31 protein-coding genes are annotated in these 25,702 nt (G+C 52.6%); 9 read left to right on the forward strand and 22 right to left on the reverse strand.

The genetic code is table 11. From position 1 onward, the window contains the following. Positions 1 to 60: 60 nt before the first annotated feature. The 3 genes from QTL79_RS16700 to QTL79_RS16710 all read right to left on the reverse strand — a co-directional run bounded on the left by QTL79_RS16700 (position 61) and on the right by QTL79_RS16710 (position 2,000). Positions 61 to 897 (reverse strand): IS3 family transposase, encoded by an 837-nt coding sequence (locus QTL79_RS16700; RefSeq protein WP_346353979.1) that lies wholly within the window; start codon positions 895 to 897, stop codon positions 61 to 63. 17 nt (positions 898 to 914) lie between these two features. Next, on the reverse strand, positions 915 to 1,229 hold the full coding sequence (locus QTL79_RS16705; protein ID WP_346353978.1) for a hypothetical protein: 315 nt from the start codon (positions 1,227 to 1,229) through the stop codon (positions 915 to 917). Positions 1,230 to 1,328: 99 nt separating this feature from the next. Then, positions 1,329 to 2,000 carry a hypothetical protein gene (locus tag QTL79_RS16710; protein WP_346356095.1) on the reverse strand — a complete coding sequence of 224 codons (672 nt, stop codon included), beginning with the start codon at positions 1,998 to 2,000 and terminating at the stop codon, positions 1,329 to 1,331. A gap of 274 nt (positions 2,001 to 2,274) precedes the next feature. Here QTL79_RS16710 and QTL79_RS16715 point away from each other — a divergent pair, with 274 nt between their 5' ends. The 3 genes from QTL79_RS16715 to QTL79_RS16725 are packed head-to-tail and all read left to right on the forward strand — an operon-like array spanning position 2,275 to position 4,894. Further along, complete coding sequence (locus QTL79_RS16715; protein ID WP_346356096.1) at positions 2,275 to 3,309, forward strand: energy-coupling factor ABC transporter permease; 1,035 nt, start codon at positions 2,275 to 2,277, stop codon at positions 3,307 to 3,309. A gap of 14 nt (positions 3,310 to 3,323) precedes the next feature. Further along, complete coding sequence (gene cbiQ, locus QTL79_RS16720; protein ID WP_346356097.1) at positions 3,324 to 4,136, forward strand: cobalt ECF transporter T component CbiQ; 813 nt, start codon at positions 3,324 to 3,326, stop codon at positions 4,134 to 4,136. After that, the gene (locus tag QTL79_RS16725) at positions 4,136 to 4,894 is read left to right on the forward strand and encodes an energy-coupling factor ABC transporter ATP-binding protein (protein WP_346356133.1); all 759 of its coding nucleotides are present in this window, start codon (positions 4,136 to 4,138) and stop codon (positions 4,892 to 4,894) included. The genes cbiQ and QTL79_RS16725 overlap by 1 nt, the downstream gene beginning before the upstream one ends. Before the next feature lie 235 nt (positions 4,895 to 5,129). On the opposite strand, the gene QTL79_RS16730 is transcribed toward QTL79_RS16725, so the two are convergent. From QTL79_RS16730 to QTL79_RS16790, 13 genes are all read right to left on the reverse strand, one after another. After that, the gene (locus QTL79_RS16730) at positions 5,130 to 6,089 is read right to left on the reverse strand and encodes a 3'-5' exoribonuclease YhaM family protein (RefSeq protein ID WP_346356098.1); all 960 of its coding nucleotides are present in this window, start codon (positions 6,087 to 6,089) and stop codon (positions 5,130 to 5,132) included. Beyond that, positions 6,086 to 6,712, reverse strand: coding sequence for a trimeric intracellular cation channel family protein (locus tag QTL79_RS16735; RefSeq protein ID WP_346356099.1), 627 nt, complete (start codon positions 6,710 to 6,712; stop codon positions 6,086 to 6,088). Before QTL79_RS16735 ends, QTL79_RS16730 begins: the two co-directional genes overlap by 4 nt. A gap of 110 nt (positions 6,713 to 6,822) precedes the next feature. Beyond that, the gene (locus QTL79_RS16740) at positions 6,823 to 7,824 is read right to left on the reverse strand and encodes a 2-hydroxyacid dehydrogenase (RefSeq protein ID WP_346356100.1); all 1,002 of its coding nucleotides are present in this window, start codon (positions 7,822 to 7,824) and stop codon (positions 6,823 to 6,825) included. Further along, positions 7,821 to 8,417 (reverse strand): DNA-3-methyladenine glycosylase I, encoded by a 597-nt coding sequence (locus QTL79_RS16745; protein ID WP_346356101.1) that lies wholly within the window; start codon positions 8,415 to 8,417, stop codon positions 7,821 to 7,823. Before QTL79_RS16745 ends, QTL79_RS16740 begins: the two co-directional genes overlap by 4 nt. 24 nt (positions 8,418 to 8,441) lie before the next feature. After that, positions 8,442 to 9,395, reverse strand: coding sequence for an AEC family transporter (locus tag QTL79_RS16750; protein WP_346356102.1), 954 nt, complete (start codon positions 9,393 to 9,395; stop codon positions 8,442 to 8,444). A 57-nt stretch (positions 9,396 to 9,452) separates the two neighbouring features. Beyond that, positions 9,453 to 10,385, reverse strand: coding sequence for a hypothetical protein (locus tag QTL79_RS16755; protein WP_346356103.1), 933 nt, complete (start codon positions 10,383 to 10,385; stop codon positions 9,453 to 9,455). Positions 10,386 to 10,401: 16 nt separating this feature from the next. After that, positions 10,402 to 10,932: a hypothetical protein gene (locus QTL79_RS16760; RefSeq protein WP_346356104.1), complete on the reverse strand. Its 531-nt coding sequence runs from the start codon at positions 10,930 to 10,932 to the stop codon at positions 10,402 to 10,404. Positions 10,933 to 11,008: 76 nt separating this feature from the next. After that, a complete protein-coding gene (locus tag QTL79_RS16765; RefSeq protein WP_346356105.1) occupies positions 11,009 to 11,431 on the reverse strand; it encodes a hypothetical protein in 423 nt (140 codons plus the stop codon). Between the two features lie 338 nt (positions 11,432 to 11,769). Next, positions 11,770 to 12,690, reverse strand: coding sequence for a pseudouridine-5'-phosphate glycosidase (locus QTL79_RS16770; protein WP_346356106.1), 921 nt, complete (start codon positions 12,688 to 12,690; stop codon positions 11,770 to 11,772). A gap of 3 nt (positions 12,691 to 12,693) precedes the next feature. Further along, positions 12,694 to 13,605 (reverse strand): PfkB family carbohydrate kinase, encoded by a 912-nt coding sequence (locus tag QTL79_RS16775; RefSeq protein WP_346356107.1) that lies wholly within the window; start codon positions 13,603 to 13,605, stop codon positions 12,694 to 12,696. Between the two features lie 212 nt (positions 13,606 to 13,817). Beyond that, on the reverse strand, positions 13,818 to 14,387 hold the full coding sequence (locus tag QTL79_RS16780) for a TonB-dependent receptor (RefSeq protein WP_346356108.1): 570 nt from the start codon (positions 14,385 to 14,387) through the stop codon (positions 13,818 to 13,820). A 254-nt stretch (positions 14,388 to 14,641) separates the two neighbouring features. Further along, positions 14,642 to 15,070: a bleomycin resistance protein gene (locus tag QTL79_RS16785; RefSeq protein WP_346356109.1), complete on the reverse strand. Its 429-nt coding sequence runs from the start codon at positions 15,068 to 15,070 to the stop codon at positions 14,642 to 14,644. A 69-nt stretch (positions 15,071 to 15,139) separates the two neighbouring features. After that, positions 15,140 to 15,748, reverse strand: a complete 609-nt coding sequence (locus tag QTL79_RS16790; protein ID WP_346356110.1) for a GyrI-like domain-containing protein — start codon at positions 15,746 to 15,748, stop codon at positions 15,140 to 15,142. A 303-nt stretch (positions 15,749 to 16,051) separates the two neighbouring features. Between QTL79_RS16790 and QTL79_RS16795 the strand changes: the two genes are divergently transcribed. From QTL79_RS16795 to QTL79_RS16805, 3 genes are all read left to right on the forward strand, one after another. Next, complete coding sequence (locus tag QTL79_RS16795) at positions 16,052 to 16,999, forward strand: hypothetical protein (protein ID WP_346356111.1); 948 nt, start codon at positions 16,052 to 16,054, stop codon at positions 16,997 to 16,999. A 103-nt stretch (positions 17,000 to 17,102) separates the two neighbouring features. Then, the gene (locus QTL79_RS16800; RefSeq protein WP_346356112.1) at positions 17,103 to 17,717 is read left to right on the forward strand and encodes a DUF3793 family protein; all 615 of its coding nucleotides are present in this window, start codon (positions 17,103 to 17,105) and stop codon (positions 17,715 to 17,717) included. A 23-nt stretch (positions 17,718 to 17,740) separates the two neighbouring features. Then, positions 17,741 to 17,920 carry a Com family DNA-binding transcriptional regulator gene (locus QTL79_RS16805; RefSeq protein ID WP_346356113.1) on the forward strand — a complete coding sequence of 60 codons (180 nt, stop codon included), beginning with the start codon at positions 17,741 to 17,743 and terminating at the stop codon, positions 17,918 to 17,920. 123 nt (positions 17,921 to 18,043) lie between these two features. Here the strand turns inward: QTL79_RS16805 and QTL79_RS16810 are convergent, their stop codons facing one another. Further along, positions 18,044 to 18,721: an HD-GYP domain-containing protein gene (locus QTL79_RS16810; RefSeq protein ID WP_346356114.1), complete on the reverse strand. Its 678-nt coding sequence runs from the start codon at positions 18,719 to 18,721 to the stop codon at positions 18,044 to 18,046. Positions 18,722 to 19,133: 412 nt separating this feature from the next. On the opposite strand from QTL79_RS16810, the gene QTL79_RS16815 reads away from it, so the two are divergent. The 3 genes from QTL79_RS16815 to QTL79_RS16825 all read left to right on the forward strand — a co-directional run bounded on the left by QTL79_RS16815 (position 19,134) and on the right by QTL79_RS16825 (position 20,240). After that, on the forward strand, positions 19,134 to 19,454 hold the full coding sequence (locus QTL79_RS16815) for a DUF2325 domain-containing protein (protein ID WP_346356115.1): 321 nt from the start codon (positions 19,134 to 19,136) through the stop codon (positions 19,452 to 19,454). Further along, positions 19,451 to 19,696, forward strand: a complete 246-nt coding sequence (locus tag QTL79_RS16820; protein ID WP_346356116.1) for a hypothetical protein — start codon at positions 19,451 to 19,453, stop codon at positions 19,694 to 19,696. The genes QTL79_RS16815 and QTL79_RS16820 overlap by 4 nt, the downstream gene beginning before the upstream one ends. Positions 19,697 to 19,820: 124 nt before the next feature. Beyond that, positions 19,821 to 20,240: a flavodoxin domain-containing protein gene (locus QTL79_RS16825; protein ID WP_346356117.1), complete on the forward strand. Its 420-nt coding sequence runs from the start codon at positions 19,821 to 19,823 to the stop codon at positions 20,238 to 20,240. 82 nt (positions 20,241 to 20,322) lie between these two features. On the opposite strand, the gene hemB is transcribed toward QTL79_RS16825, so the two are convergent. From hemB to QTL79_RS16850, 5 genes are read right to left on the reverse strand one after another with little or no spacing between them, the layout of a single operon-like run. Then, entirely contained in the window at positions 20,323 to 21,303 is a 981-nt protein-coding gene (hemB, locus tag QTL79_RS16830; protein WP_346356118.1) for a porphobilinogen synthase, read from the reverse strand. A 5-nt stretch (positions 21,304 to 21,308) separates the two neighbouring features. Next, a complete protein-coding gene (gene cobA / locus QTL79_RS16835) occupies positions 21,309 to 22,829 on the reverse strand; it encodes a uroporphyrinogen-III C-methyltransferase (RefSeq protein WP_346356119.1) in 1,521 nt (506 codons plus the stop codon). After that, on the reverse strand, positions 22,826 to 23,761 hold the full coding sequence (gene hemC, locus QTL79_RS16840) for a hydroxymethylbilane synthase (RefSeq protein WP_346356134.1): 936 nt from the start codon (positions 23,759 to 23,761) through the stop codon (positions 22,826 to 22,828). The genes cobA and hemC overlap by 4 nt, the downstream gene beginning before the upstream one ends. After that, a complete protein-coding gene (gene hemA / locus QTL79_RS16845; RefSeq protein WP_346356120.1) occupies positions 23,721 to 25,037 on the reverse strand; it encodes a glutamyl-tRNA reductase in 1,317 nt (438 codons plus the stop codon). Before hemA ends, hemC begins: the two co-directional genes overlap by 41 nt. Then, entirely contained in the window at positions 25,006 to 25,650 is a 645-nt protein-coding gene (locus QTL79_RS16850) for a precorrin-2 dehydrogenase/sirohydrochlorin ferrochelatase family protein (RefSeq protein ID WP_346356121.1), read from the reverse strand. The genes hemA and QTL79_RS16850 overlap by 32 nt, the downstream gene beginning before the upstream one ends. Between the last annotated feature and the right edge of the window lie 52 nt (positions 25,651 to 25,702).

Here is a 25,702-nt window from a genome sequence, read left to right on the forward strand (position 1 = left end):
TGAACTGAACCAGAAACAACGTACATAAAATAAAACGCCCAGAAGTAGAATAGCTTTAAATTACGCAAACTGGCATCGTTTTTCATACGGTGTCAGTTTTGTTTTTAGTTGAATGCGTTCAAAATTATAAAAATAGATATACTCATCGATAACCTCGTTAGCCTCTGCAAATGTTTTGAGATGTATTCTCGAAATGCATTCTGCTTTCAAAATACTAAAAAAGTTTTCAGCTAATGCGTTATCATAACAATTTCCTCGCCTTGACATGGACGGTGTAATACCATACTCTTTAGTTAGGTTAAAATACCCCTGTGAAGTGTATTGAAACCCTTGGTCACTATGGAGTTGCAGCTCTGTAGTGACTTTTTCCTTTTTCATGGCAGTTCGAATTGTTTCAAGAACTAAATTTACAGTTTGTTCTGTTCCTGTTTTATAAGCAATAATACTGCGATCAAACGCATCGCGTATCATTGATAAATACAGGATTCCTTGGAGTGTATGGATGTATGAAATGTCGGTAACCCATTTCTGATTCGGCGCAGTTGCTTCAAAATCACGATTGAGTAGATTTTCATATTTATGAAGTTGTTGCTGCATTCTCTTGTATTTTTTACGTCGGCGAATTTGAGATAATAAATTATATTTGCTCATTAAGCGAAGAACGGTTTTCGGATCAATAAATATATTTCTATTCTGTTGAAGCCACAAATGAACCCTTCGATATCCATACGTTCTTTTTGATATTTCTTGGCATACCGCAATTTCTGCTACGATTCGTTCATTGCGATTCGGTTGATTCATGCGATGAACAAAATCATAGTACCCACTGCGTGATACATCAAAAAAGTCACACATTGCAGAGATAGAATAGCTGTCTTGGTTTTTATAAATTGCCATGTATTTTACAGATGGCCTCACTTCCTTCCAACGATTTGAAGAAAAGAACGTAATAGTTCGTTTTCCATCTTTAAACGCTTGATTTCATTATCTCTTTTATCCTGTATGGTAACATAGCTTTTAGGCGGTCTGCCTTTTTTCCGTGGAATAATTCCAGATTCAATCATCTTTTGTTTTCGGTTGTGTCTTCGGATTAGTTCTTTGATTACGTATTTATCCTTAAATCCATAGAACTCGCTAATTTCACGATTCGTTTTGCCTTCTTCTTTCATTTTTAGAACGTCGAGAATAATGTGTTCTCCAAAATGTTTTATTCCTCTTTGCCCTGACATATGAACACCCCCAGTCATAGATTAATTATCTACAACTGGGGGTGTTTTGTCATTGTCCGTTTTTATTGGTTCAGTTCATATGCGACTGTGGGGTGATCTTTACTTTTCCAGCGCGGCGCGCAGCATTTCAAATTGGGGCGGCGACGGTTCCAGCGTCAAGCGATGCAGGATTGCTCCGGCGTCAGCCTTGTCGATATCGCCGAGGATATCAAAGCGGCTGCCAAGCAGGCTGGTAAAAATCGCTTCATGATAATTGTCTTCTTGGATGATCTCTTCATATAGCGTTTTTTTCAGCCAATACGGTACCGGCCCGGAAACGAAGAGCAGCTTTTCCACCTGTTTTAACGAACGCGGCGGCGTTAGCATTTGCAGCCAGGCCTCGGCAACGCGCTTTGGGTTTTCAAAATAATCGCACCACAACGTATATTCGACCGGACGCGATACGCTTTCTTCATCACTGTATAGATAGCCGCGAAACCTGGCCCAAACCGAATTCCGCTCTGACGCTCCAAGCTCTTTCCAGTGTTCGGCAATGCCGGCTAAGAGCGCATACGCCGGCAGTTCCTCATAAATCGCGAATATCGCATCCAGCTTGCTTCGCACCGTCTTTTCCTCCGCCCAAATCAGATCGCTGATCTTGTATGGCACCGGTGAATTGACGCAGCCGCTGCGCCATCGCATCAGGTTCGCCGCTTCCTGCGGCATTTGGCGGCAAGCCTCTTCGTATTCGGCTTGCCCGACAATTCCTTTGATCCGTTTCAAATCGATCATGGCCAGCTTCACTCCCCATCACGCGCTGTCATTACCCTCTCGTTCCCTCCACTTTAGCAAATTTCAGCGAAAGCGCCTATATTTTTTAATTTATTCAACCCTTTCTTTTTTAATAAAAGCCGTTTTCGCAACACGTGACGGCAAGTCGCTGAGAAACATCGCTTTTTTCAAACGCTGTTTCGCCCGATAAAAAAGGATTTTCCCCTTCCGCAACAAATATCTTACTTATGGATTCGCTCTGCTTTTTCACTCTTACATGCTGGGAGGTTTTCTTATGCACATGGCTGATGCCTTACTTTCGCCAGCGGTCAGCGCCACGATGTGGCTGAGCGCCGCAGGCCTGACCGCTTACGCCTCCCGTCGCCTACCGACGCAATTGGAAGAAGACCGCGTTCCGCTGATGGGCGTACTGGGCGCATTTGTCTTTGCCGCACAAATGCTTAACTTTTCCATCCCCGGCACCGGTTCAAGCGGCCATCTTGTCGGCGCGATCTTATTGGCGGCGCTGCTCGGACCGTGCGCCGCGTTCCTTGTCATGGTCTCGGTCCTTTCGATTCAGGCTTTTTTCTTTGCCGACGGAGGACTGCTGGCGCTCGGCTGCAATATCTTCAACATGGCTTTTCTGCCCTGTTTTATCGCCTACCCTCTCGTTTACCGGCCGCTGGCCGACAAACATCTCTCGCTCGCTGCGGTTCTTTCTGCCGTCATCGCTTTGCAGCTCGGCGCGTTGGCGGTCGTGCTCGAAACGAGCTTGTCCGGCATTTCCGCCTTGCCGCTTGCCGCCTTTCTTGCACTGATGCAGCCGATCCATCTTGCGATCGGTTTGATCGAAGGTTTAATCACCGCCGCAATCCTGGCTTTTATCCGTCGGGCGGAACCGGGACTGTTAGGGCAGAAATCTGGCGCATTGCCCTCACGCGGCAGATCCGCGTTCACTCCGGTGCTGATCGTTTTCGCAGTGCTGGCCTTTTGCAGCGCGGGCTTCTTCGTCTGGTTCGCGTCGAGTAGCCCGGACGGTCTCGAATGGTCGATTGAAAAACTGACCGGACAAACGGAACTGCCTCCGCCGGAGGGAATTCATGCCGTCATCGCCCGCTTGCAGGAAAGCAGCGCATTCTTTGCCAATTATACCTTGCCCGCCGCGGCGGCAAACGTGGACGCCGAAAGCGTCAAGCAAAACAATGCCTGGCCGAATGTGGAAAGCAGCGTTTCCATCGCCGGCATCGCGGGCGCACTGATCACGCTATTCGTCAGCACTTTGCTGGGAAAAAGTCTGCGCGCCTATCATGCCGCCGCTAAACGCAGCTAAAAAGGAGTTTTATCTTGTTACGATTAGAATCCGCCTGGCTGCATCTGCACCAATTCGATGAACTGGCCACACTGCACACGCCAATCCATAGGCGTCACGCAAGCGCTAAAATACTGGTCACGTTTGCGCTGCTCGTTTTGACGGCCTCTTTTCCTCCTTATGCTTTCTCCGCAATGCTGCCGCTTTTGCTTTATCCGCTGCTTTTGCTTCGCCTGGGGAGAATACCGTTCTCGCCCGTTCTCAAACGCCTGGCGTTGGCGCTCCCGTTTTTGCTCTGTCTCGGTCTTTTTAATCCGCTCCTTGACCATACACCGCTATTGGTCTTCGGTTCCTGGCAGGTAAGCGGCGGTTGGCTCTCTTTCTTTTCACTTTTGCTGCGCTCTGGCCTTGCGGTGAGCGCCGCTTTGCTGCTTCTGGCTACGACAGGTCTGCCTGCGCTTTGCCACGCTTTGCTTGCTTGGCATGTGCCGCGCCCTCTGCTGGTTCAATTCCTTCTTTTGCATCGCTACAGCTATGTGCTGCTCGAAGAAATGCTGCGCACGCTGCGCGCCTACCAGCTTCGTTCCAACGGCAGCGCGGCGCTGCAACGTTCCGTTTGGGGTTCTTTGCCCGGCCATTTGCTGCTGCGCAGTCATCAGCGCGCCAAACGAATCTATCAGGCGATGCTTTGCCGCGGCTTCGACGGTTCGCTGCCGCTTCCCTCCGCCGCACCGTTTACCTGGCTCGATGCGCTTTACGTGGCCGCCTGGGGCACTTTTTTTCTGTTCGTGCGCTGCTATGACTTACCGCACGCCTTAGTCACTTTATTCTTAGGAGGCCGCCTGTGATGCAATCGATTATTCAAATCGACGCTCTTTCTTATCAATATCCGGATGGAACGGTCGCCTTGGACGGCATCAGCTGTCAAATTCAACGCGGCGAAAGCGTCGCAGTCATCGGCGCCAACGGCGCGGGAAAATCCACCTTGCTCGCGCATCTTGTCGGCTTGCTGACGCCGCAGCAAGGACAAATCCGAATCGGCGACCATGCACTGACGCAGCAAACGCTCGCACCGATCCGTCGCTTGGTCGGCATGGTCTTTCAAAACCCGGATGATCAGCTTTTTATGCCCACCGTGTGGGAAGACGTCGCCTTCGGGCCTTTGAATCTCGGTCTAACGGACGATGAAGTCAATCAGCGCGCAACAAAGGCGCTTGCACAAGTCGGTGCGCTTGCGCTACGAACGCGCGCACCGTATAAACTGTCCGGCGGACAAAAGCGAGCCGTTTCACTTGCGGCCGTACTGGCCATGCAGCCTGAGATCCTCGTCATGGACGAACCGAGCGCCGGGCTCGACTCCGCTTCGCGCCGCCAGCTGATCAATCTTTTTCTGACGCTTGAGCAGACCCGCGTCATCGTTAGCCATGATCTGGACCTGATTCTCGACACCTGCCCACGCACGATCATCTTGAAAAACGCCCGTCTCTTAGCGGACGGACCCAGCAGCGTGTTGCTGCAAGACGACAAGCTGCTCGCAGCAGCAGGTTTGGAAAAGCCGCTGCGTTTTCAAGACTGTCCGCTCTGCAAAAGCAGGCAGCATGCTTAAATAGTCTCAGAGACCGCCGTATGGCGGTCTCTGAGACTATCGACAAGATGAAATCAAGTGGGATGTTTTTTACACGAAGAGTCGAAGAAGGGAAGGTCGGAAGAGATTTTAAATTCTTCCTTTCTTCTCACCGGGTCGATAGTATCGACCCGCTTCGCTTCTTCGTGTTTCGTTTTCTTTACTCTTTCTATTCGTTCCTGTTATCGCATTCTACTTCTTCAATTGTCTCTTCTCTTTATTTCTTATCAAACTCCGTTTTATACAAACGCCGGTTATGCAAGAGCCAGACTTTTTCCGTCAGTTGGCCCGCTTCGACGCCCGAGAGAACTTTCCCCATGTCATACATCCGCGCATCCATCAAATCGAGATAATGCAGGATTTCCGCCTCCGGAACCATCGGACGCTTCGGGCTGCCGAACTCCGGTTCATAGTGGTGCGAAAGGATCATATGCTGCAGCACCATCGCAACCTCCGGATTGGCTCCGGTTGCTTCCGCTGCGCGGTCGACCAGTTTGATGCCCTGTACGATATGGCCCAGCATTTCGCCTTCGATCGTGTAGGCATTGACCAGGCCCAGTTCGCCCGCATCCATTTCCTCAATCTTCGCCAGATCATGCAAGATCACGCCCGCGGTCAAAAGGTCTTTGTTTAAAAGCGGGTAAACCTCGGCGACCTTCTGCGCCATCGTCAGCATCGTCAGGACATGGTAGAGCAGACCGGAACGGATGGAATGGTGGTTTTGCTTCGCCGCCGGATAGTAAATCAGCTGCGCTTCAAATTGTCCCACCAGATGTGTCACCAGACGGCGGATATCCTCCTGTCCGATCGCCGCAATCGCGGCCTTCAGCTCCGTCAGCATCGTTTCCGCCTCGATCGGCGCGCTCGGCACAAAATCAGCCAGCTTCACATTGTCTTCCGGCAAAGCGAGGCGGATCTTTTCCACCTTCAGCTGCAAGCGCCCCTGCCACTCGTCCACCTTGCCGCGAATCTTGACCAGGCTGTGTTGAATGTATATCTCTTCCTCGCCGTTCTTACAGTCCCACAGCTTCGAACCCATTTCGCCGCTGTCATCGGCGACGATCAGATCCAGATACCGTTTGCCGTTGGAACCGGTCTTGCCGTCCGCCTGCTTTAGAAGGAAAAATCCTTCGGCGGCATCGCCCGCCTTCAATGCAGCAATTTTTTTCTCCATCATATCTCCTCACTATCTTCCCGTCTTCCCACAACCGGTAAGTGCAAATCAAACTGCAGTGAAACCAACCGGATGATCACCGTTATGGCAAAGCAAAGGTACATCGCGCCTTCGCTGCCAAGCTGCGGCCGTGCATAAAAGAGCCCCAGCGCGCCGGCCAAAGACGCGACCGCATAGATTTCACGCCGAAAGACCAGTGGAATTTCACGCGCCAGCATATCCCGGATGATTCCGCCGCCTACGCCGGTCAAGACGCCCATCATGACCGTCAGCAGGAGGCGATTATAATCGAGCGCGAACGCCAGATTCGCTCCGGCCGCGGTAAACGCGCCGAGCCCGACGGCATCGCAGACCAGCATCAGCTTGTTGTATTCGCCCAACCAGCGATACGTGAAGCAGGTCGCCACCGTTGTAAGAATGCTGATAATCGTAAAGATCGGATACATGAAAGCCGTGGGCGGTACTTTACCGATCAATAAGTCGCGCAAGATACCGCCGCCAACTGCGGTCGCCAATGCCAGCATCAGCACGCCGAAAATATCGAGTCGTCGCTGAATGCCTACCAAAGCACCCGCCGCGGCGAAGGCAATCGTGCCAATAATTTCAAAAATACCAAGTACGTTCACTACACTGTCTCCTTCTTGCTGCTATGATAATCCGTTTCATCGCGATGTTACACTTTTCGAGAAAAACGTGATTCTATCATATCAAAAAAGAAGCGCTCTGACCAGATACGTTACACTTTATTTTTTGTAGCGGCAAGCGGGTTCAAGAGATTAGGCGGCTCTTTCTTTTCCACCAAGGCTGCCAGCAGATTGTCCACTGTCAGCATACTCATCGCAGTTCTTGTTTCGATCGTAGCACTGCCCAGATGCGGCGCCAAGACAACATTGTCAAGTTCGCTGAGTCCCGCGGCCAGCAAAGGCTCCTCTTCGTAAACGTCAAGACCGGCGCCCCAGATCTGTCCGCTTTTTAGCGCACTCACCAATGCCGCCTCGTCAACGACCGCGCCGCGTGCCGTATTGACCAGGATCGCGGTCTTTTTCATCTGTGCCAGTTCCCGACTGCCGATATAGTGGCGCGTCTCCTGTGAAAGAGGCATATGCAGCGACAGGAAATCGGCTTTTGCCAGCAAGACGTCCTTCTCCACGAATTGCGCGCCGGTTTCCGCTTCGAGTTCTTCTTTTCGCTGCCGCGCGGTATAGAGTATTTTCATGTTGAAACCCTTGGCCCGTTTCGCCATCGCCGCTCCGATCCGCCCCGCACCGGCAATGCCGAGCGTTTTGCCGCTGATTTCGCGCCCGAGCATATACAAAGGGCCCCAGCCTTTAAAACCCTGTTTGCTGCGCATGACCCGATCGCCTTCCGCGACCCGCCTGGCCGTAGCGAGCAGCAGCGCCCAGGCCATATCGGCCGTGGCATCGGTCAGGACGTCCGGCGTATTGGTCACCCAGATGCCGCGCCGCGAAGCCGCATCGATATCGATGTGATTGAACCCTACGCCGAAGTTGGCGATGATCCTGCACCGCTCGCCCATCGCTTCGATCACCGCCTCGTCGATTACATCGCCGATCGCGCAGAAAATTCCATCGTAATCCGCCTCCGCCAGCCTGAGCAGCATTTCCTCTTTGCTAAGCAGACGATCCTGCTCGTTCACCACGATGTCCACCTGTTCGCGCAGCCGATCCATCGCCTCCTGCGGCATCTTCAGCGTCACATAAACCTTGGGTCTAGTCATTTCACACGCCTCCTTCCCTTCATTTCAGCCACAATAGGATGCCGCCAGCAATCCGTCTGATGATCATTGACCATGCCGACCGCCTGCATGAACGCATAGCAGATCGTCGGGCCGACGAACGTGAAGCCGCGCTGCTTGAGCGCCTTGCTCATCCGGCGCGATTCCTCCGTCTCCGCCGGGACATCGCCCAGCTCGCGCCAGTTATTCTCTAACGGTTTCCCTCCCACGAACTGCCAAAGAAAAGCAACCGCACCGCCGCTCTCCTCTTCAAGTTTCAGATACGCCGCGGCATTTCTCACCAGCGCCTTCATCTTCAGGCGATTGCGGATCAAACCGGTATCCTGCATGCATCGCTCCAGCTCCGCTTCCGTCATCTGCGCCATCGCCAGCGGATCGAAGCCATGAAAAACCTGCCGATAGCGTTCGCGTTTCTTTAAGACCGTAAGCCAGCTAAGCCCCGCCTGCAAACCCTCCAAAAGCAGCATTTCAAAGAGCGCTTTTGCATCAAACTGCGGCACGCCCCATTCCTCATCATGATATTTTTCATAGAGAGGATCTTGCGTCAGCCATGCGCAACGTTTTTTCTCTTCCATCCTGTTCTCCTTTCCTGCTTGCTTTTACCAACCGGCAACAGCGAAGAGCGCCATATACACTGGGATGACAAACATGCCGACAATCGTGCTTAGCGTCGTCACAACCGCGCCGTATTTCGCATCCGCGCCATAGCTTTGCGCCACGATCGCCGTCTGCGTCATGACAGGCAATGCAGCCTGGATAATAAAAACCTTCTGCATCAAAAGCGGCAGCGGCAATAGCTGCGCGACCGCAAAAATCACCGCGGGTGCGACGATGAAGCGCCCGGCCAGCACCGCCGCCATATCGCGGCTGAACTCCAAACGCTTCAGATCGACGCTGCGAATAGTCAGTCCGATAAAAAGCATCGATAACGGCGTCGTCAGATTGCCCAGGTAATGGCAGGTATCCATGACAAAGACCGGCAGTTGCCAGCCGAGGAGAATCAGCGCCATTGCCAAGAGAAAGCCCAGTAGCGGCGGCGAGAAGACCTTACCTGCGACGCCCCGCCAATCGATGCCCGGCGTCTTGCTGCCGTCCTGCTGAATGCCGCCGACGCCGACCGTCCAAAAGAAAGTCGTGTTCGCGATATAATAGAGCAGCACATACGGTACGCTGGCTTCGCCGAACAGCGCAAGATTGACCGGCAGACCGATGAAAATGCTGTTCGAGACAAAAAACATCGAACGAAAAATCCCCCGCCTCTGACGCGGCACGCGAATCAGTTTTGCAGTTGCATAAGCCAGGACGAATGAAAGCGCGATTGAAGCGAACGGCACCAGCATTCCCTTCGCCAGCTCCAATAGCAAAGCCTTGTTAAAACTGCTCAACAAATTCCAGATCATATAGCACGGCAAAGCAACATTGGTGATCAAACGCGCGAACGCGCGGCCGATCGTCGCATCCAGCCAGCCTTTCACCGTCAGCTGATAACCGGCGATGATCATCAAAATAATACTAATCATACTCTGAATGCTATGAAAAAATTCCATTACCATGATTTCCACCTGATTCCTTGTTCCCTATTGATAAAACCCGGCTCACGCCGGGTTTTCCTATCCTCTATGCCGCCAGCTTGGATCCGGCTCACGCAATCCGGACGCCCCGGCCAGCGTTTGCTGCATATGATCCAGCACCGACTGCGCGCTCACCGTTGTGATCACCGCTTCGCTGTCGCTGGCTTCCAGGCAGAGAATGTCGCGCACACCGGCTTGCACATAACTTGTGCCGCTGACAATCAATGCGTCATCTTCCGGCGTGTAACCGGCGCTGACATGAAGAATGCCCTCCAGCGCCAAAAAGCGGCCCGCCAGGCGCAACGCCCCCTCCGACAAACGATATTGTCCCGCTTCGTGCAAGAGCAGTCCCTTGCCGACCAGTTCTTGCGCCGCACGCTCACTCTCTTCCTGACTGAACGGCCAGTTGAGTTCGGCGGTATCGGCCATCAAGGCCGCCAGACTTTGCTGCAGCTGCGGCTTTTGTGCGGCAAAAGCAAGCAGGTCGCAGGCGACGGCAACCCGTTCGCCGTCGCCGCCCATTGCCGCCCAGAATTGCCGTCGCTGTTCATCGAGCAGACAGCAAAACAACACTCCCGCCAACGGGCTGACCTGACAATGAAAACGCTGGCCGATCAAGGTGCTCTTACCCATGTTCCGCCCCAGGCTGTCGAGCAGCTCACGAATCGGCGCAGGCGCTTCCAACAGAACCTCCTTGCCAAGCGCCGTCAGTGAGACGCCTTCGATATTGCACGCCGAAAAATAAACGGTATGCTCAAACAATTCGGGACTGTTGCTAAAACGCACCTGGACGAAGCCTTTGGCCTGCGCCAGTTCCTTTAAAACAGGCTGCAAACCCGGTTCACTCTCCTCCAAAACATCGCCCGCTTCCTCGCTCCAAACGGCAAACGGAGACAGCGGACTCATCGCGACGCCGAGCCGCTTGCCCCATGTCACCAATTGGCCCGGCGAAATACGCGTTTTGATCATCATCGGCACCCCTTTACCGCTATTCCCGTATTCCTTGGTACATTGCCTTGCGCTTGAACAGCGCCGTCTTAAATTCCCAGCCGGACATTTCCGCAATGTTTTTGATCTCACTGCGGATCCGGCTATATTCGCGCTGGTAGCTGCGTACTTTTTCATCCGAGTCATAAAGCAACTCATTGAGCCCTTCGCGCCCCTCAATTCCGAGTTTTCCGGACGCAAAGCCGCCGATAAAGCCGATTTCACTGCCCGTCTCTTTCACCATTTCCCAAAAGACGACGACTTTTTCCTCTTCCTGCAACAATAAATAGGCGGTATATTCGAGCTTCTTGTGTCCAAAGCCCCAATCGGCATCGCCCAACAAGCTTTCAATTTCCAAATCGCTTTTTTGCCCTTTGACGGTTCGCAATGTATCATGCCTCTGCAACATATCTTCTACGGCAGAGAGAATCGCATCCTTCGCGCACTGCTGTCCGAGAATCCCTTCTTCACCACATTGACTGCATGCGCGGCTTCCCTCGGGCAGCACGCAACCGCATTGACGGCATCGCATAAGCCGATTCCTCCTTCAGTCATAACGCCTTCTATAGCTATTCGCTTCGCTGCGAAAGTTCCCCTTTCGCCAGCGCTCAGACATTTTTATTTTTTTCTAACAGCGCCGCCTTCGCAACCGCCTCGGGATACGTCGCGCACTCGACAAGCCACCTCTCACTTTGCAACCGTGAGCCGTCTTCATTTAGCTTGCGCCAGCTGGCATCCAGCGCGCTTATTTTTCTCCACACCGCATCCGCCGCAACCGGATCTTTAGAATAAAACGCTACGCTTTCCTCATATTGCTCGCGCAGTTTTAGCGTGTGCAGCCGCTCCTCTTTCACCTTGATCACCACGCCGCCAGCCTCCGCCAATTCCTCCGGCGACGCCAGCCATTTCACTTCCATTTCCGCACTGAATTGCAGCATATGCGTCGCCCAGACATAATCCATCAGCGCGATTGCCACTGCAATATCTAACTCCCGCCCCGGCTTAAGCGCCAAAATTTCTTCCTGCGTCATCTTGCTCCCCCCGAAGGTTTTATCTTTATTATAACAGCAAAGCAAAACGAACTCATTAAGAGTTTTACACAAAAAAGCAGCTGTCACCGCAAGCACGATTAGAACTACAAAGACGCAGAGGCCACAAAACAAAACATTCTTCGCGACCTCTCTTGCTCCTGGTAATCTCTGCCGCCCATAGTGTCGACAATTGAAAAAGAATGCGCTTCCCTTCTTCGACTCTTCGTGTAAAAAACGTCTCACTTACTAGTATTCTTTATGGTGAAGATCTGGCTCTATACAAAAAGCTGCCTCATTTAGGCGAAAAAGCCTATTTTGAGACAGCCCCTTTTCGTATACTATTTTTTTGCCGCAAGCGCGACCGCAATGTCGGCGGCGACTTTGGCATTGTTTTTCACCAGCGCGATGTTCGTGATCAGCGACTGCCCGCCGGTGATCTCCTTTACTTTCGCCAGCAAAAACGGCGTCGTATCTTTGCCGGATACGCCTTTTTCTTCACAAGACGCCAACGCCTGATCGATGGCCTTGGTGATCAGATCCGCATCGATCTCGCTCGCTGTCGGGACCGGGTTGGCCACGACCACCCCGCCGCGCAAACCCAAATCCCACTTCGTTTTAACCGCATTCGCCACTTCCGCGGCACTGTCACAGCGATAATCAACGCGATAACCGGAGACCCTGGTGTAGAAAGCCGGGAATTCGTCCGTCTGATAGCCGGCCACCGGCACACCATACGTTTCCAGCACTTCGAGAGTCAGTCCAATATCGAGAATCGATTTTGCGCCCGCACATACGATCGCGACATCCGTACGGGCCAATTCCGTCAAGTCCGCCGAAATGTCAAACGTCTGCTGCGCCCGGCGATGCACGCCGCCGATGCCGCCGGTCGCAAACACGCGTATTCCGGCGAGCGCTGCGATAATCATCGTTGATGCCACCGTAGTCGCGCCGTTCAAGCCTTTTGCCACAACAAACGGCAGATCGCGCCGCGACACCTTTTCGACATCCTTTGCCTTGCCCAGCATTTCCACTTCGTCCCGGCTCAAACCGACTTTGATTTTTCCGCCCAAAATGGCAATTGTCGCGGGTACCGCGCCTTGTTTACGAATAATTTCTTCCAGTTCCAGTGCCGTCTTCACGTTATCCGGATACGGCATGCCATGCGAAATGATCGTCGATTCCAAGGCCACCACGGCTTTTCCCTGCGCTAACGCCGCCTGTACTTCCTCACTGACGCTCATGTATTGTTCGTATTGCATATCCTATTCCTCCATCTCTTCTTTGAATAATTCCGGGCCGACCTCGCTTGAAACCGCGGCATCAACCGCACAGGTCAGCGCGGCCGCACGCGCCGCTATTTTCGCCGCGCGTTGCGGTAAAAAGCCTTTCAAGAGCGCAACAAACGCCGCCGCAAACAGCGCGTCGCCTGCGCCGGTTTCATTGACCAGCTCGCCATTGCTTTGCGGCGCAATCAACTCGCGATACAAATCGCTGTACCAGACGAAGCCTTCCGGCCCCATTGATACAATCACATTTTGCGCCCCCTGTGCGGCAAGCAGCGCCGCACACTCTTGTGCGCCCGCGCCGTTTTCGCAATCGATTCCCGTCAAGACCTGCGCCTCAAAACGATTCGGTTTCAGTAAAAGCGCACCGTCAATCGCCTCTTTAATCCGCACCGCCTTGATGTTGGAAACCGGCTCCAGCGCATAAGCGATCTTTTTTTTGCGCAAAAGCGCGGCCAGCTCCGCAATAAAAGCCGATGAAAAATTCGCATCGATGATAACGCCATCGTACGAAGAAAAATCAATACCCGCCGCCAGCAAATCCGGTAGCGTAATCGACTCTAGGCCCGACATGTCGCAAAAGGCGCGCGCCATCAAGCCGTCTTGATCGAGCGAAGCGATATAAATACCCGTACTGGCCTTGTCGATGCAAACCGTTTCAATCCCCTTCGCCGCCAGATCCTGTCGCAAATAATCGCCCAGCATATCCGGTCCCGCCGCGGTCAGCAGACTGACCTCACAGCCAAGCTGCCTCACATTCTCCGCGATATTGCGTCCCACGCCGCCCGGGCTGTAGGCGATGCGCGCGCGATTCGAGGTAGCCTCTTCCACCGTCCCTACCGGGCGGCAAATAAAATCGACGTTGCAGCCGCCGACTACAGCGATCTTCATTCCGCGTCACTCCATTCTCCCCTGACAAGTCCTCTGTAAAAGCAGGCGGGCCATGAGAACAATCATCCCATGGCCTTTTATCTTCTACTATTTATTGTACACTATATCGCGATAAACACAAGAATTTTTGCCGTTCTCTTCCGTTTCTGCTTCCCTGCAGTGGATAAAATAAAAAAGGAGCCTGTTTAAACAGACTCCTGCATGTGCTTCGCTTAGAAACTTGTGTTCAGACCGACGCCGAGGCCCTTCCAGCTAAGATGATCCATGTCACCTTTGCCTTCATGATCCTTGTAGTTGACGTCCAGATTCAGGTTCGGGCTCAGTTTGACCAGTGCGCCAACCTGGAATTCATTCTCGTTGCTGGACGTTTGGAATGCCGCATAGCCATCGACATTTTTGCCAAGCTCAGTACGCGCCTTCAGGCCCCAAAGCATGCTGTCTTTGGAATAACTGCCAACCGAATGATGGCGATTACCGGCTACCAAGGAAAAGTTCTTGTCCAGTTTGTACTGTACAGTCAGATCGGTCGTTTTGATATCATTTCCCCAAGTGCTGACGTTTTCTGTTTCAAAGCCCAGCGCAAACTTATCGCTCAAACCGCCTTGAATGTAAAAATCATTACCGCTATGATTCGCATCCGCGCCGCCGACTTTCACATTATAGTTCGTATAGTTGTACCCGGCGTTAATCTTCCCCTGGCCCAACTCCACTGCCGGCGACGCCATGGCGACGCTCGCGCTCATCATAGCGACGGCTGCTGCTGCGACGATTTTCTTCATCATAATTCATTTCCTCCGTTCTTGCCTTTAAATATTTTGTCTGCAATAGACGTTTTTCAGTATACCACCCGCAAGAACATTGAAAAAGATTTGCTAAGTTTTTAAAGTTATGTAACCAATTTCGTATAACTGGTAAACTGGAAACAACGGCAACAATGCATAAAATCATGCGCTACTGTTTTCATTCTGATTTTCTCCTGCACCTATTGCTTAACGTTTTTTTCAAATTCATCTTGCCATCCGTAATATTCTTCACCTCATTTTTTAGAAATTACCCCCTCTCCTAACGCCTGTGCAAAGCGCAACAAATATCCGTCTGGGTCCATCACTAAAAATTCTTTTTGCCCAAGCAAAACATCTTTCGCGCGATACCAATTATCCTGCAACGTTATTTTTACCGGATACTGCGCTTTTATGATCCGTTTATACAACACTTCAACATCCGCTACCTGAATCTGAAAATTAATCCCTCTGCCGAACGGGTATTCCAGTCTCCCCGTCTCCCAACATCCATTCACTTCTTCCAGCATGATTTGTACATTGCTTATCGACACTAAAGCAAATTTGTTCTCCGATCGCTCATATTCCATTTTGCCTTGCAGTATCGTGATATAAAAATCAAGACTCTTTTTGATATCACTAACAGATAATTCCGGTATCAACGCATTCAACTGCAATTCATTCATCTCCTACACCCTAGCTTGCAATCAAAATAACTTTAGTACCTATTGGGATTATCTTATTTTCCTCTGTAATTATTCAAAGCCCTGCCGAATCACCGTTTTCCACTTGCTCGGCTCCGCTCGTCTGGTATCGCTCAAGTAAATTTCATGGTGTTTGCCGCGCAGTTCATAGCCGTTCTCGCTGATGAATTGGTGGAGTTTGACGACTGTCGGTCCTTCTTCACTGAAAGGACCGATGTGGAGAATTTGGGCTGCACTTCCTTCGCAAAATGCTTCGTAGCGCAGCTTTCTTACGGTTTCAATTTTCTTTTCCTCTACGACTTTTTCGATTGCTTGCTGCACAAGCTCCGCCGTGACGTAGTGGGGCTGCATGATCATCAGCGTCCATTTCCAATCGTCTTTGTTAGCACTGGCAAAATCGTCCGGGTTTCCGCTCCACCAGAGCCCTTCAAGCGGCATTACGCCGTAATCGATCTCCTGCGTCTTTTTGATTGTGAACTTTAATGTGTAGGAGACGGAAAAGAGTGCTTCCACCGCCGCTTGAAATTTTGGCGACGTGTTGGGGTTTCCCTGTCCGTCGATCATTAAAAAATTCATTTCCGGCACGTCTACCATCGCACACTTTTTCGCCGATGCTGAATACAGTTCTTTCCGTTCTTTTTTTAAGTCGATTTTTTCCATGCTTTCCCCCTGCAATTTCCCGCATAAGACATTCTCGTTTCCTTATACTAGAATTTCACTTTCCCGTCGATATTTTCCTGCCGCAACGCATTGCCTTCTTTTTCATCCGACCTCTCTGCCAAAAGAATTTTTTAGTCTTGACGCCACACCTAATCTTGTCATATATTAAATGAGAACAATTCTCACTGTTCTTTTTTAAATTTTATCATAAGGAGGAAATAAATTTAACTCTACCTGTCTGTTTTTTTTGCAAGCAGATGCGTTCGACACCGTGGACTATATTATGGCAAAAGGATGGCATACATGAAAAAAAGTATCGCACTTACATTGCTTGGTTTGACTTTTTCCGCTTTTCCCATTGCGCAGGCAGCGCCGCTAACACTGAACGGCGACGTATCCGTCAGTTATGAAAAAGATACGGCCGCAGACGCTGCCTCCTCCGGCTCACGTTATACGCTGCGCCTTAAAGGCGAAAGCGAACTCGGCTCTGGCTGGTCGCTCTATGGCCGCGTCACTGCGCAATATGCAAACAATCCTTCTTTTGGCGACTATAATCTCGCTGCGTACGGCGGCGAACAAAAATCAGTTTTTTCTTTCGATCAATTCGGCTTAATTCACAAGAACGAACAATTCGTCTATAAGATCGGACGCCAGGATGCGGCGGTCGGCAAGACGGCGCTGCTTTATAGCCGTGCAGACAGCAACATCGGAAAAAGGACGTTCGTCGACGGACTATCGCTTTCAGGTACGACAGGAAAAACGGAAATAGCCGCCCTCTTGGCGCAAGAAGACAATGTCGGTGCTGATGATAATCGTGTCTACGCACTGCGCGGCGGTTATAACGCGACTGACAAGCTGAACTTTGGCCTCACACTGGCCCGCTATCAGGACAAGGTGAACGAAAGCACCAATCACTGGGCGGTTGACGGCAGCTATACCTTCGGCAAGAGCAGTCTGACGGCGGAATATACAAAATCGAGCAGCGCGTCGGAGAACAAAGCCTTCGCACTGGTTTTCAACTACAATTTTGATGATAAGACGACACTTTCGCTTACCAAGTTCCGCGTGGAAAGCAACGGCGACATGGGCAAACAAAGCGACTTCGACAACAACAACAGCGGCATCTACTACGGCGTCGCACATAAATTGAATAAAGCCGAGACGCTGGAGCTTGTCTATAAGGATCAAAAATCACTCAATGACGGACAGAAAAACAGCAAATTTGAAGCGACTTTGACGCACTCTTTTTAACGCGACCAACAGGAAGACAGATCGTAGACACGCTCTGTCTCCTTGTTTTCCCATTGCCGTTTCTTTCAGCGGATGAAAAATCAATCTAAAAAGGAGGTCGCTTATGCTCGATCCTTCCGTTTTCTCTTTTGCGAATTGGCTTGCGCTGCAACTCGCCCCGACGCTGCTCGGCAGCAAAAACGGCACACTGCTTTCCTTGCAAGACATTCCCGGACAGCCCTTGCTCAGCGAGTGGCGACAAAACGGCACCGCATTGTTGGCAAGCGGTGTTATCGCATATTTGCCGCTCAAATCGCTGCCAGGACGGGAAACTGTTTTGTTTTATCGCCCGGATCGTTTGCAGCGTCTCTTTCGCCAACCGCGCACACGCGAATTTCTTGCGCGCCGCGGTTATCCTGTTCACCAGGATCTATCCGCCATGCTGCGTTATCTACAGCAGCGCTTCCAACGTTGCTGTCCGCATGAAATCGGCCTCTTTCTCGGCATTCCGCTCAAAGACGTGATCGGCTTCATCGAATCCCGCTGCCCGCTCGAAGATTGCGCGACGCCTTGGAAAGTCTTCGGTTGCCAGGAAACGTCACTGCGTCTTTGGCGACGCTTCATCTCCGATCAGAACCAAATAGAGCAGTTGTTAAGCTATGGCCATTGTCCAAAATCCATCCTGTGTTCCGACTGTCCCTATCTGCCGCCTGCGCAACGCTTTGCCAGAACCAGTTAATAAAGAAAAGAGGCTTCTTTGATATGTACAAGGAATTTCGCTGTCTTTGTTGCGGCAAGCTCCTGTTTAAAGGGCAGATTCACTGCGTCGAGATCAAATGTCCGCGCTGCCATGCTTTGCAAAAACTTGAAGGCTGCGAAGCGCCCAAGAATCTGTTGCCGATCGCAACTTCTGCTGCCGCTTTGCATCACTCCGCCAATTGAGAGCACAAAAAAAACAGGCAAGACGGATGTAATAGGAACACTTCCGCTTACATCCGTCTTGCCTGTTTTTTCGCATTTGGGGCAGTCTGAAAAAAACATCGCTCGAGAAAAAAGAAAGCTCCATCAAAAATATGCGCTCTTTTTGATACGCTGGATTAAATCTGCGCCCGCCGGTTTTTCCTCATCGCCCTTTTCGCACACTGTACTTTCCTTAGAGGATTCCAGCAGCAATTTTTCCGGCGCGCATTGCGCTAAAATAAGAAAAGCTTCCGCAACAAGCGGATCGAATTGTTTGCCGCTTTGCCTGCGAATCTCGCTAAACGCCCACTCCAACGCCAGTGCGTTTCGATACGGACGCGCACTGACCATCGCATCGAACGAATCGGCCACCGCGATGATGCGCGAACCGAGCGGAATGTCGTGTCCGCTCAGGCGATCCGGGTACCCTTTGCCGTCCCAGCGCTCATGATGATGCCGCACCAATGGCGCGAGCGAAGCCAGGGCCGCTGTCTTCGCCAGGATTTCGCCGCCGATCACCGGATGTTGCTTTACGCTCTCCCATTCTTCTAGCGTCAGTTTGCCGGTTTTCAATAAGACCGCGTCCGGTACGCCGATTTTTCCGATGTCGTGCAGATGTCCGGCCAGATGGATGAGCTTGGTTTCTTCGTCTCCCAACACAAGCACCTGGGCCAGCGCATCGGCCAGGTGGCCGACGCGTACGGAATGACCGCGCGTATAACTGTTTTTCGCCTCCAGCAGCGCAGTCAGCACTTCGATCCAGTCATGTGTTTCCTTTACCATTTTCCGCCTCATTTCTTACTCCGCTTCGCTCAAGTTGTCTGCCTTTCCCTTTTCACAGGGCGCTACGCCCTGTCTTTCGCATTGTTTTGCTGCGCAAGAGCCGCGCTTTATTTTCATTCTCTCCCTTTGCTTTAGCCACGCAGCGCAATGGACAAACGCCGCCCTCTTCGCGCTGCTTGCGACAAAGATGACGGCGTTCCGGACGCTCTACATGATAATCTTTCTCATTAAATATAATTCATTTCTTTTGCCATGTCAAACCGTCCTTTGTGCGTCTTTCCCTTATCAATCTCTTTATTACTGATCTCATCACTTTTTAAATTTAAAGATTGACAGCGTTTCTTTTCTGTCATATCATAAAGACAGTTGATAATCATTTTCATTTAAATCCGAAAGAGAGGTGCTTTTATCCATGTCGATCATGATCGTCGGCGGCGATTCTCTTGGCGCGATAAACAAAGAGCTTCTTTCTTTAGGCGCGGAGGAAATTTTGCATGTCGACGGCCGAAAGAGCGGTAAGAACGCACGGCTTTGCATTCCGGAACGCATCGCCTTAGTGCTTGTCTTTACCGATTACGTCAACCACAATACGGCTAAGCTGGTCAAGCGACTAAGCAAGCTCAACGGTGTTTCCTATCTGTTTGCCAAACGTTCGTGGACTTCTTTGGAAGGGCATGGCGTACGTCGTTATTTTCCTGTTGCCGCGCCAGAGTCAAAAGGAGGTTCTTTATGAGTCTTATGCTTGCAGCCGATTGTCACGGTATCAGCGTCACCGCGTGCAATGTCACCTGCGCTGCCCAAGTCGAATATTTGTCGCATCAGATCCGAGAGTGTATCCGCCAGGGTTATCAACGGATCATGCTCTTTTTAACCGGTGAGAACAATCATGCCCCTGGCCTCTATGCCATGCTGCGTGAACTGAAAAGCCAGCTGAACGCCCGCCTGAAGATAGTAGCCACTCGAGAAAGCCTTTGAGCTTCGAATTTGCCTTATATGAAGGCAGTTTCGAAGTTTTTTTGCGCCCTTCCAAAGAGCCCCTTATCCTCTATCCCACTTTGCCGCTTAGAGCGGATATTATATAGGAAAGAAGGTTTTAAAGATGAAAACAATCGCCGTTATTTACTGGAGCGGGACAGGCAACACGCAGAAAATGGCCGAAGAAATCGCAACCGCTGCGCAGGTCAGCGCGACGCCGGTCGAAATCGCCGATCCGGCAAGCGTTGCCAGTGCGGACGTCATTGCGCTCGGCTGCCCTTCGATGGGCGATGAAGTACTGGAGGAATCGCTGATGGAACCATTCATCTGCTCGTTGACTCCGCTCATTTCCGGCAAGTCGCTCTTTCTTTTCGGCTCCTACGGCTGGGGCAGCGGCGCTTGGATGTCGGCTTGGGAAGAACGCATGCAAGAAGCCGGCGCAAGACTGCTGCGCGAAAGTCTGATCTGCCATGAAACTCCCGATGACGCTGCGCTTAAAGATTGCCGCCGAGCAGGTGAGGCTCTCTTGGCAGCGCTCGGCTGATCCAGCTCTTTCAACGCCATTTTAGGCAAAGAAAAAAAACTGCAACGGATAAGCCGTGCAGTTTTTTTCTTTGTCTTCTTTGTTATTTTCCGGCCAGCCAGGCGGCGGCATCGAGTGCATGATAGCTGATGATGATATCCGCACCGGCGCGTTTCATGCCGAGCAACGACTCGAGCACCATGCGTTCTTCTTCGATCCAGCCTTTAGCGGCAGCGGCTTTGATCATCGCATATTCACCGCTGACATTGTACGCTGCGACCGGCAGATCGAAGCTGTCGCGTACTTGGCGAATAATGTCCATGTATGCCAGCGCCGGTTTGACCATTACGATATCGGCGCCCTCTTCGATGTCAAGCGCCACTTCTCTAAGCGCTTCGCGGCTGTTGGCCGGGTCCATTTGATACGTCTTGCGATCGCCGAACTGCGGCGCAGAACCGGCCGCTTCGCGGAACGGACCGTAATAGGCCGAAGCATACTTCGCAGCATACGACATAATTGAAATGTTTTGATGACCATTTGCATCAAGCACTGCGCGAATGGCGGCAACGCGTCCATCCATCATATCGGACGGCGCGACCATGTCCGCGCCGGCATCCGCCTGACTGAGAGCAACCTTGGCCAAGAGTTCGAGCGTACTGTCGTTATCCACATAACCGCTTTCGGTCAGCAAGCCGCAATGGCCATGGCTGGTATATTCGCAAAGGCAGACATCACCCATCACGACCAAATCCGGCAGCGCCCGCTTAATTGCGGTTATCGACTGCTGCACCGGCTGTTTGCCGTCCCAGGCGCTTGAGCCTTGCGCATCTTTGTATTCCGGCAAACCGAAGAGCATGATACCCGGTACGCCAAGTTCCTGCGCCTTGCGCGCCTCTTCGACCGCCATGTCCGCCGAGAGGTGAAACACACCCGGCAGGCTGGAAATTTCTTTACGGATGCCGCTTCCCGGCACCACGAACAACGGATAGACGAAATCGTCCGCCCGCAGGATATTTTCTCGCACTAAGGACCGTACCCCCGCCGAAATACGCAGGCGACGCGGCCGCACTTTATTTAGCAGCATACTTGTCACTCCTTGCTTTTTTCTAGGATGGCTTTTGCCAAGCCGTCAATTGTATATTCCGCCGCCATGACATCCGGTTCGATTTTATGTTTCAGGCAGGTTTCCGCCGTGATCGGGCCGATACAGGCCACCAGCGTCTGCGCGACCAATTTTGCACCGCCTTCTCCCAGTAAATCCAGTAAATTCGTTACTGTCGAGGAACTGGTGAAGGTGACGATGTCAATTTCTCCAGCAGCTAGCTGTTCGGCAAGCGCCGCGCCGTCGGCTTCGCCCTGTACCGTACGGTAGGCATGCGCCACGGTGACATGCATGCCAAGTTTCGTCAACTGCTGCGGCAGCACATCGCGCGCGACTGCAGCCCGTGGTATTAAAATCCGCTGCCCGGCATTCAGCTGCGGTTCGAGTGCTTCGACCACCGCCTCCGCACGAAACTCCATCGGGATGATATCCGCACGCAGTCCCTGCTGCTGTAAGCGCGCCGCAGTCGAAACGCCAATGGCCGCCAGTTTGGCTCCTGCCAGCGCCCGGCTGTCCAGCTTCTTGCTCCAAAGCCGGTCAAAGAAACGGTCCACGCCGTTTGGACTGGTGAAGACCAGCCATTGATAACTGGACAATTCGCTGATCGCGTCATCGAGTGCGCGATATTCGTCTTCCGGCGGCAGAATCTTGATCGCTGGCGCTTCGATGCATTGCGCACCGAGCGATTCCAGTTCGCTCGTCAGCGCACTGGCCTGTTCCCGCGCACGGGTCACCAGTACGCGTTTGCCGAAGAGTGGTTTGTTGTCAAACCAAGCCAACTCGTCGCGCAGGCGAACGACATCGCCGACCAGGAAAATGGCCGGTGGTTTGATGCCCGCTTTAGCCACGGCTTCTGCCGCTTCGGCAACCGTAGTGACCAACACGCGCTGTTCCGGCTTTGTACCCCAGCGAATGACCGCCGCAGGCGTGTCGCCGCATCGTCCGTTTTCCATCAATTTGCCGGTGATATGCGGCAGATTTTCCACACCCATCAAAAAGACCAGCGTATCGACCGCCTTGGCCAGATGGTTCCACTGGATCGTAGACTCCGGTTTCGTCGGGTCTTCATGCCCGGTCACGACGGCAAATGATGCGGCAATGCCGCGGTGCGTCACCGGAATACCGGCATAGGCCGGTACTGCGATTGCCGACGTCACGCCAGGCACGATTTCAAAGGCGATGCCGTTTTCCTTCAGCGTCAGCGCTTCTTCGCCGCCGCGGCCAAAAACGAACGGGTCGCCGCCTTTGAGACGCAGCACGCGCTTGCCCTCTTGCGCCTTATCCACTAACAATTGGTTAATGTCTTCCTGACGCATCGTGTGGTCGCTCGAAGCCTTGCCGACATAAATCAGTTCCACATCCGGTCGCGCTTCGGCCAGCAGGCGGCTGTCCGCCAAGCGGTCATATACGATGGTGTCGGCCAGGCGAATGTATTGCTGTCCTTTCAGCGTCATCAGCTGATAGTCGCCGGGTCCGGCGCCGACTAGATATACCATTCCGTGTTTCATGCCTGTCCCTCCATGATTTCCTGTAAAATCTCACGCGCGCCGTCATCAAGCATCGCGTCGGCCAGTTGCAGTCCGAGTTCATTGCCTTTATCGGCCGGGCCGCATACGCTGCGTCGTAGCCCGCGTTTTCCGTCAAGCGAATATACCGCCGCTTCCAAGCGCAGTTCATTCTTTGTCACCGTAGCATACACGCCGAGCGGCACCTGGCAGCCGCCTTCCACGCGATGCAGATAGGCCCGTTCCGCCGCCGCGCCCTGATGCGTCGGCAAATGATCTAAAAAAGCAATCCGCTCTCTGCTTTCGCTGTCGTCAGCGCGGCATTCAATTGCCAGCGCGCCTTGTCCGACTGCAGGCAGACAAATTTCCGGCGGCAGTTCTTCACGGATTCTCTCCTGCCAGCCCAGTCGTTTTAATCCGGCGGCCGCGAGAAGGATCGCATCAAACTGTCCCTCGTCCAGTTTGCGCAGCCGCGTATCGAGGTTGCCGCGCAGATCGAGAATTGTCAGATCCGGCCGGTGGTGCAGGAGCTGCGCTTTACGCCGCAGGCTCGACGTTCCCACCTTCGCGCCGGACGGCAATTCCGCCAGACTGTTGTATTTCACCGACACCAATGCATCAGCCGCATCCGCGCGCTCGGTAATCGCGCCCAAGATCAGGCCCTCCGGCAATTGCGTCGGCATATCTTTCAGGCTATGCACGGCCAAATCGATTTCGCCTGCCAGCATCGCCTGTTCCAGTTCTTTCGTGAATAAACCCTTGCCGCCGATCTTAGCCAGCGGAACATCGAGGATTTTGTCTCCGGTCGTCACCATGTGACGGATTTCAACGTTCAAATCCGGATATTCGCTGCGCAATGCGTCGGCAATATGATGCGCCTGCCATAAGGCAAGCTTACTTGCTCGCGTACCGATAACAACTGTTTTTTTCACGATGTCTGCCCTCTCCTATTGCTTCCAGTTTAAACAAGTCCCGAATCGCTTCCAGATAAAAGTCTTCGTCATCGCTGCAGGCCGCTTCATTGATCCGCACCATCGGATCCCTGAGCAACTTGCGTACGATCATCTTCGAAAGATTTTCCATCGCCTTGCGCTCTTCCGGCGCAATATCCGGCACCTTGACCAGCGCGCGCTTCAGCTCGCGCTGACGGATCGCCTCCGCCTTGTCGGTCAGGCGCACCATCACCGGACGCAGCGTCAGATAACGGAAACGTTCCACCAAGGTTTCCAATTCTTCCTGTAGGATGATCTCGGCAAGTTTCGCTTCCTGTTCGCGCAGTCGCAAGTTCGATTCGACGACCGCTTCGAGCGCATCGATATTATAAAGTTTGACGCCGGCGATCGCCGCCGCTTCCGGTTCCACGTCACGCGGTACCGCGATATCGATGATGATCAGCGGGCGATCCGGACGCGTCGGCATGATGTGCGCCAAATCCCAAGCACGGATGATGTAATGCGGTGCACCGGTCGAAGTGATGATGATGTCGGCATCGACCGCTTTTTTCATAAAGCCTTCGAACGGTACCGCCACGCCCTGGAATCGTTCCGCTAGCTGCTGCGCCCGTTCATATTTGCGGTTAGAAACAAAGACCGCTTTCACGCCGTTTTCCACCAGGTGGCGCGCCGTCAGTTCGCCCATTTGTCCCGCACCAAGCAATAAGACATTCGACGAAGACAGATCACCGAATACTTTTTTCGCCAGTTCCACAGCGGCGTAGCTGACCGAAACCGCGCTATGCGCGATGCGCGTCTCCGCCCGCACCCGTTTTCCCACTGCGATCGCCCGATTAAAGAGCGTGTTCAAGACCGCATCGGTTGTGCCGACATCGCGCGCAATCGAGTACGCCTTCTTGACCTGGCTCAGGATCTGTCCTTCGCCAATGATCAAAGAATCCAGGCTGGCCGACACGCGAAAGAGATGGCTGATGCAATCGTCTTCCAGATGGCAAAAGAAATCATTTTCGAGATCGGGCGCCGCCTGCGCCATACGCGTAAGCAACTGTTCCATCGCCGCCAGTCCCGCCTCGGCTTCATCGACCACTGCATACATTTCCGTCCGGTTACAGGTGCACAATATGACGCATTCTTGAATTTCATCGTATTCATGAACTCGGCTTAATGCCTGTTTGATTTGGTCTTCCGAAAACGTAAAGCATTCCCGTACGTCTACGGATGCCGTCTTATGATTGAGTCCCAGCGCTACTAATTGCATTTCGGATCTTTGCCTCCGCTTCTTTAAACTTTCCTGCCCGAAGCAATTCGAGCACCGTTTCATCCATCGCCTGCCGCCAGATGCGTTGCCGCTCCGCCGAAACATGCAAAGTCGACTTCAACTCGGCGCGTAAGCGGCCGATCAGTTCCAGATACTGTCCGTATTCTTCCCCATAGCGTTCAGCAAGTTCATGCCGAATTTGACGCGCCACAGCCGGGCTCTTGCCGCCGGTCGAAACCGTGAACAGCAAGTCACCGCGCCGGACCTGTCCGGGCACGGTAAAATCGCATAATTCAGGGGCGTCGGCCACATTCACCAGCGCCCCTGCCTGTTTGCCGTCGATAGCCGCCTCCCTGTTTACATCGCAATGATCGGTGGCGCAAAACAACAAGAAAAACCCGGCGCCGTCCCCCGGCTGCCAGGTCCGATTCCAATGCCGCACCGTCCCGGCTGCAGCCAGACGCTGAAGCGTTTCCGTCAGACAAGGACTAATCATCGTAACTAGCGCACCGGCTTTTACTGCCGCAACCGCTTTTCGCTCTGCCACGCCGCCGCCGCCGATAACGGCAACCGTTCGGCCGGCAAGATTCAGATTCATCGGATAAACAGTCACTTTTTTCACATCCTCAATTGTAGCACATTTGGCCGATAAAAGGTACCACCTG

The organism is Azotosporobacter soli (assembly GCF_030542965.1).
In the GTDB taxonomy this organism is placed as follows: Bacteria; Bacillota; Negativicutes; order SG130; family SG130; genus Azotosporobacter; species Azotosporobacter soli.

Bases quoted from the DNA above. Each gene is read 5' to 3' on its own strand.
- QTL79_RS16730 (WP_346356098.1), bottom strand. From the start codon at position 6,089: ATGATGGAGAAAAAAATTGCTGCATTGAAGGCGGGCGATGCCGCCGAA.
- QTL79_RS16710 (WP_346356095.1), bottom strand. From the start codon at position 2,000: ATGATCGATTTGAAACGGATCAAAGGAATTGTCGGGCAAGCCGAATAC.
- QTL79_RS16815 (WP_346356115.1), top strand. From the start codon at position 19,134: ATGTCGATCATGATCGTCGGCGGCGATTCTCTTGGCGCGATAAACAAA.
- hemA (WP_346356120.1), bottom strand. From the start codon at position 25,037: ATGCAATTAGTAGCGCTGGGACTCAATCATAAGACGGCATCCGTAGAC.
- QTL79_RS16780 (WP_346356108.1), bottom strand. From the start codon at position 14,387: ATGATGAAGAAAATCGTCGCAGCAGCAGCCGTCGCTATGATGAGCGCG.
- QTL79_RS16765 (WP_346356105.1), bottom strand. From the start codon at position 11,431: ATGACGCAGGAAGAAATTTTGGCGCTTAAGCCGGGGCGGGAGTTAGAT.
- QTL79_RS16760 (WP_346356104.1), bottom strand. From the start codon at position 10,932: ATGCGATGCCGTCAATGCGGTTGCGTGCTGCCCGAGGGAAGCCGCGCA.
- QTL79_RS16790 (WP_346356110.1), bottom strand. From the start codon at position 15,748: ATGGAAAAAATCGACTTAAAAAAAGAACGGAAAGAACTGTATTCAGCA.
- QTL79_RS16805 (WP_346356113.1), top strand. From the start codon at position 17,741: ATGTACAAGGAATTTCGCTGTCTTTGTTGCGGCAAGCTCCTGTTTAAA.
- QTL79_RS16810 (WP_346356114.1), bottom strand. From the start codon at position 18,721: ATGGTAAAGGAAACACATGACTGGATCGAAGTGCTGACTGCGCTGCTG.
- QTL79_RS16800 (WP_346356112.1), top strand. From the start codon at position 17,103: ATGCTCGATCCTTCCGTTTTCTCTTTTGCGAATTGGCTTGCGCTGCAA.
- QTL79_RS16785 (WP_346356109.1), bottom strand. From the start codon at position 15,070: ATGAATGAATTGCAGTTGAATGCGTTGATACCGGAATTATCTGTTAGT.
- cobA (WP_346356119.1), bottom strand. From the start codon at position 22,829: ATGAAACACGGAATGGTATATCTAGTCGGCGCCGGACCCGGCGACTAT.
- QTL79_RS16740 (WP_346356100.1), bottom strand. From the start codon at position 7,824: ATGACTAGACCCAAGGTTTATGTGACGCTGAAGATGCCGCAGGAGGCG.
- QTL79_RS16725 (WP_346356133.1), top strand. From the start codon at position 4,136: ATGCAATCGATTATTCAAATCGACGCTCTTTCTTATCAATATCCGGAT.
- QTL79_RS16700 (WP_346353979.1), bottom strand. From the start codon at position 897: ATGGCAATTTATAAAAACCAAGACAGCTATTCTATCTCTGCAATGTGT.
- QTL79_RS16795 (WP_346356111.1), top strand. From the start codon at position 16,052: ATGAAAAAAAGTATCGCACTTACATTGCTTGGTTTGACTTTTTCCGCT.
- QTL79_RS16745 (WP_346356101.1), bottom strand. From the start codon at position 8,417: ATGGAAGAGAAAAAACGTTGCGCATGGCTGACGCAAGATCCTCTCTAT.
- QTL79_RS16715 (WP_346356096.1), top strand. From the start codon at position 2,275: ATGCACATGGCTGATGCCTTACTTTCGCCAGCGGTCAGCGCCACGATG.
- hemB (WP_346356118.1), bottom strand. From the start codon at position 21,303: ATGCTGCTAAATAAAGTGCGGCCGCGTCGCCTGCGTATTTCGGCGGGG.
- QTL79_RS16775 (WP_346356107.1), bottom strand. From the start codon at position 13,605: ATGAAGATCGCTGTAGTCGGCGGCTGCAACGTCGATTTTATTTGCCGC.
- QTL79_RS16755 (WP_346356103.1), bottom strand. From the start codon at position 10,385: ATGATGATCAAAACGCGTATTTCGCCGGGCCAATTGGTGACATGGGGC.
- QTL79_RS16825 (WP_346356117.1), top strand. From the start codon at position 19,821: ATGAAAACAATCGCCGTTATTTACTGGAGCGGGACAGGCAACACGCAG.
- QTL79_RS16750 (WP_346356102.1), bottom strand. From the start codon at position 9,395: ATGGTAATGGAATTTTTTCATAGCATTCAGAGTATGATTAGTATTATT.
- QTL79_RS16770 (WP_346356106.1), bottom strand. From the start codon at position 12,690: ATGCAATACGAACAATACATGAGCGTCAGTGAGGAAGTACAGGCGGCG.
- QTL79_RS16820 (WP_346356116.1), top strand. From the start codon at position 19,451: ATGAGTCTTATGCTTGCAGCCGATTGTCACGGTATCAGCGTCACCGCG.
- QTL79_RS16705 (WP_346353978.1), bottom strand. From the start codon at position 1,229: ATGTCAGGGCAAAGAGGAATAAAACATTTTGGAGAACACATTATTCTC.